Raw genomic sequence first — 4,769 nt, 5'->3', positions numbered from 1 at the left:
GGGAAAAGGAGCAATTCGCTTTGGGATGGACTCGCGTCCGATTAGCTAGATGGTGAGGTAACGGCCCACCATGGCGACGATCGGTAGCCGGACTGAGAGGTTGATCGGCCACATTGGGACTGAGACACGGCCCAGACTCCTACGGGAGGCAGCAGTGGGGAATATTGCACAATGGGGGAAACCCTGATGCAGCGACGCCGCGTGGAGGAAGAAGGCCTTCGGGTTGTAAACTCCTGTCGTAAGGGACGATAGTGACGGTACCTTACAAGAAAGCCACGGCTAACTACGTGCCAGCAGCCGCGGTAAAACGTAGGTGGCAAGCGTTGTCCGGAATTACTGGGTGTAAAGGGAGCGCAGGCGGGTCTGCAAGTTGGAAGTGAAACCCATGGGCTCAACCCATGAACTGCTTTCAAAACTGTGGATCTTGAGTGGTGTAGAGGTAGGCGGAATTCCCGGTGTAGCGGTGGAATGCGTAGATATCGGGAGGAACACCAGTGGCGAAGGCGGCCTACTGGGCACTAACTGACGCTGAGGCTCGAAAGCATGGGTAGCAAACAGGATTAGATACCCTGGTAGTCCATGCCGTAAACGATGATTACTAGGTGTGGGAGGATTGACCCCTTCCGTGCCGCAGTTAACACAATAAGTAATCCACCTGGGGAGTACGACCGCAAGGTTGAAACTCAAAGGAATTGACGGGGGCCCGCACAAGCAGTGGAGTATGTGGTTTAATTCGAAGCAACGCGAAGAACCTTACCAGGTCTTGACATCCGATGCATAGCATAGAGATATGTGAAGTCCTTCGGGACATCGAGACAGGTGGTGCATGGTTGTCGTCAGCTCGTGTCGTGAGATGTTGGGTTAAGTCCCGCAACGAGCGCAACCCTTATCGTTAGTTACTACGCAAGAGGACTCTAGCGAGACTGCCGTTGACAAAACGGAGGAAGGTGGGGATGACGTCAAATCATCATGCCCTTTATGACCTGGGCTACACACGTACTACAATGGCAATTAACAAAGAGAAGCGAAACCGCGAGGTGGAGCAAACCTCATAAAAATTGTCTCAGTTCAGATTGCAGGCTGCAACTCGCCTGCATGAAGTCGGAATTGCTAGTAATCGCGGATCAGCATGCCGCGGTGAATACGTTCCCGGGCCTTGTACACACCGCCCGTCACACCATGAGAGCCGGGGGGACCCGAAGTCCGTAGCCTAACCGCAAGGAGGGCGCGGCCGAAGGTAAAACTGGTGATTGGGGTGAAGTCGTAACAAGGTAGCCGTATCGGAAGGTGCGGCTGGATCACCTCCTTTCTAGGGAGTCAGACGGCCACGGAAGACTGGTTTCTTTCGTTGGACGGACAGGTTGCTGTGAGAGCATTCGATATTGTTCAATTTTGAGGGCCCTGTAAAAAGGAACCTCAAAAGATAAGCGAGACCGAAACGCGAAAGCGTGGGGGTATAGCTCAGCTGGGAGAGCACCTGCTTTGCAAGCAGGGGGTCAAGAGTTCGAGCCTCTTTATCTCCACCATATGGGCTCATAGCTCAGGTGGTTAGAGCGCGCGCCTGATAAGCGCGAGGTCGGTGGTTCGAGTCCACTTGAGCCCACCACTTTTGTGGAAACACGAAAGTGCAGCAAGCTAATCTTGCTTATCGCGCTTATACGAAGCGAAAGCGGAGTATAAGCAATCTTCCTTCGATGATTCGACTGTGCAGCGATGCACACTTCGACGAAGTCGAAGGCAGATGCGACGCAAGTCGCAGATGCACCTTGAAAGCTGAATAATAACTGCGAAATGAGATACAAAGTAAAATGTTATTAACTACAATTTTGTTTTGATCTTGTTGGCAAATTAGGAGAATCAATAAAGCATAAATACGGTCAAGCTAAAAAGGGCGCAGGGCGAATGCCTTGGCACTGGGAGCCGACGAAAGACGTGATAAGCTGCGATAAGCCGCGGGGAGATGCAAATAATCTTTGATCCGCGGATTTCTGAATGGGGAAACCCACTGGAGTAAACCTCCAGTACCGTATACTGAATCAAATAGGTATACGGAGGGAACCGCCTGAACTGAAACATCTAAGTAGGGCGAGGAAGAGACATCAACCGAGATTCCGTAAGTAGTGGCGAGCGAACGCGGAAGAGGCCAAACCGAGGGTAGAAATACCTTCGGGGTTCGGACTGCTTTAAGGACTGCAATTGTTAACCGAAGGGTATGGGAAGGCCCACCGAAGAGTGTGAGAGTCACGTAGGTGAAAACGAAAGCAGCTGCGCAGTATCCAGAGTACGGCCAGACACGTGAAACCTGGTCGGAATATGGGGGGACCACCCTCCAAGCCTAAATACTACCCAGTGACCGATAGCGTATAGTACTGTGAAGGAAAGGTGAAAAGAACCCCGGGAGGGGAGTGAAATAGAACCTGAAACCCTGTGCCTACAAGCACATAGAGCACGTCAAAGTGTGATATGGTACTTTTTGTAGAACGGTCCGGCGAGCGACTGTATGCAGCGAGGTTAAGTTGTTAAGCAATGGAGCCGAAGCGAGAGCGAGTCTGAATAGGGCGTTTAGTTGCATGCAGTGGGCCCGAAACCGGGTGACCTATCCATGGTCAGGTTGAAGTGGAGGTAAAACTCCATGGAGGACCGAACCGACCTCCGTTGAAAAGGCGGCGGATGAACTGTGGATAGCGGAGAAATTCCAATCGAACCCGGAGATAGCTGGTTCTCCCCGAAATAGTTTTAGGACTAGCCTCATGTTAGATTTCCGGAGGTAAAGCACTGAATAGCCTAGGGCCCGAGAGGGTACCGAAGCTTATCAAACTAAGAATGCCGGAAAATTGATGCATGGGAGTCAGACTGTGTGAGATAAGTCTCACAGTCAAAAGGGAAACAGCCCAGATCTACAGCTAAGGTCCCAAAGCAGGTTTAAGTGGAAAAGGATGTGAAGTTGCTAAGACAACCAGGATGTTGGCTTAGAAGCAGCCACTCATTCAAAGAGTGCGTAATAGCTCACTGGTCGAGTGACTTTGCGCCGAAAATTCAACGGGGCTAAAACCTGCACCGAAGCTTAGGCAACGTCTTTGACGTTGGGTAGGGGAGCGTTGTGTACGCGGCGAAGTTATAGCGTAAGCGGTAGTGGAGTGTACACAAGTGAGAATGCCGGAATGAGTAGCGAGAATTGTGTGAGAATCACAATGGCCGAAAGCCTAAGGTTTCTGGAGGAAGGTTCGTCCGCTCCAGGTTAGCCGGGAGCTAAGGTGAGGCCGAAAGGCGTAGCCGATGCACATACGGTAGAGATTCCGTAGCCACCGAAACAGTTAAGCATGGGGACACTTTTGAAATGTTTGAGCCGGGCGTTGGTTGCCCCGGTCGTGAGGGACCGAAATTTAGTAGGGAAGTCAAGCATGGAGAGAGGCGAGAAAAGCCATGTGTATTTGTAAGGTGCCCGTACCGCAAACCGACACAGGTAGGTAGGAAGAGGATTCTAAGGCCAACGGGAGAAGGGTTGTTAAGGAACTCGGCAAGTTGACCCCGTAACTTCGGGAGAAGGGGTGCTCACGAGAGTGAGCCGCAGAGAATAGGCCCAAGCAACTGTTTAGCAAAAACACAGGTCTGTGCTAAATCGAAAGATGACGTATACGGGCTGACACCTGCCCGGTGCTGGAAGGTTAAGGGGAGTTGTGCAAGCAGCGAACTGAAGCCCCAGTAAACGGCGGCCGTAACTATAACGGTCCTAAGGTAGCGAAATTCCTTGTCAGGTAAGTTCTGACCCGCACGAATGGTGTAATGATTTGGGCACTGTCTCAACAGCCCGCCCGGCGAAATTGTAGTACCGGTGAAGATGCCGGTTACCCGCGACAAGACGGAAAGACCCCATGGAGCTTTACTGTAGCCTAATATTGGGTCTTGGTATTACATGTACAGGATAGGTGGGAGACTAGGAAACCCGGGCGTCAGCTCGGGCGGAGTCACCCTTGGGATACCACCCTTGTGATACTAGGATTCTAACCTGCGGCCCTGAATCGGGTCGGGGGACATTGTTAGGTGGGCAGTTTGACTGGGGCGGTCGCCTCCTAAAGCGTAGCGGAGGCGTTCAAAGGTTGGCTCAGCATGGACGGAAACCATGCTATTGAGTGCAAACGCATAAGCCAGCCTAACTGCGAGACCGACGGGTCGAGCAGTAACGAAAGTTGGAGTTAGTGATCCGGTGGTATGTGAGTGGAAATGCCATCGCTCAACGGATAAAAGTTACCCTGGGGATAACAGGCTGATCTCCCCCAAGAGTCCACATCGACGGGGAGGTTTGGCACCTCGATGTCGGCTCATCGCATCCTGGGGCTGTATTCGGTCCCAAGGGTTTGGCTGTTCGCCAATTAAAGCGGTACGCGAGCTGGGTTCAGAACGTCGTGAGACAGTTCGGTCCCTATCTGTCGTGGGCGCAGGATATTTGATGGGATCTGTCCCTAGTACGAGAGGACCGGGATGGACGCACCTCTGGTGCACCAGTTGTCACGCCAGTGGCACAGCTGGGCAGCTATGTGCGGATCGGATAAACGCTGAAAGCATCTAAGCGTGAAGCCGGCCCAAAGATAAGATATCCCACTGAGTCAATCAGGTAAGACCCCTTGAAGACTACAAGGTTGATAGGCACAAAGTGTAAGCATGGTGACATGTTGAGCTAGCGTGTACTAATAGGTCGAGGGCTTGACCACAAGTCTTTATGGTACTTCTAATTTGTCCGCAGTTTATTATTCAGTTTTGAGGGTGCATCC

The 4,769-nt window shown here is 51.9% G+C and carries 2 tRNA genes and 2 rRNA genes; all 4 read left to right on the top strand.

Features of this window, described 5'->3' with window-relative positions:
- Positions 1–1,309, top strand: a 16S ribosomal RNA gene (locus tag PH256_RS15085); the annotation flags it as partial.
- Between the two features lie 141 nt (positions 1,310–1,450).
- Positions 1,451–1,526 (top strand) — tRNA-Ala (locus PH256_RS15080).
- 3 nt (positions 1,527–1,529) lie between these two features.
- Positions 1,530–1,606: transfer RNA gene (locus tag PH256_RS15075), tRNA-Ile, on the top strand.
- Positions 1,607–1,875: 269 nt separating this feature from the next.
- A 23S ribosomal RNA gene (locus tag PH256_RS15070) occupies positions 1,876–4,709 on the top strand.
- The last annotated feature ends 60 nt before the right edge of the window (positions 4,710–4,769 follow it).

The sequence above is a fragment of the Allofournierella sp. CML151 genome (assembly GCF_027853465.1).
Taxonomy (GTDB): domain Bacteria; phylum Bacillota; class Clostridia; order Oscillospirales; family Ruminococcaceae; genus Allofournierella.
The sequence above is the reverse complement of the archived record's forward strand: the minus strand, read 5'-3'. Positions and strand labels throughout refer to the sequence as shown.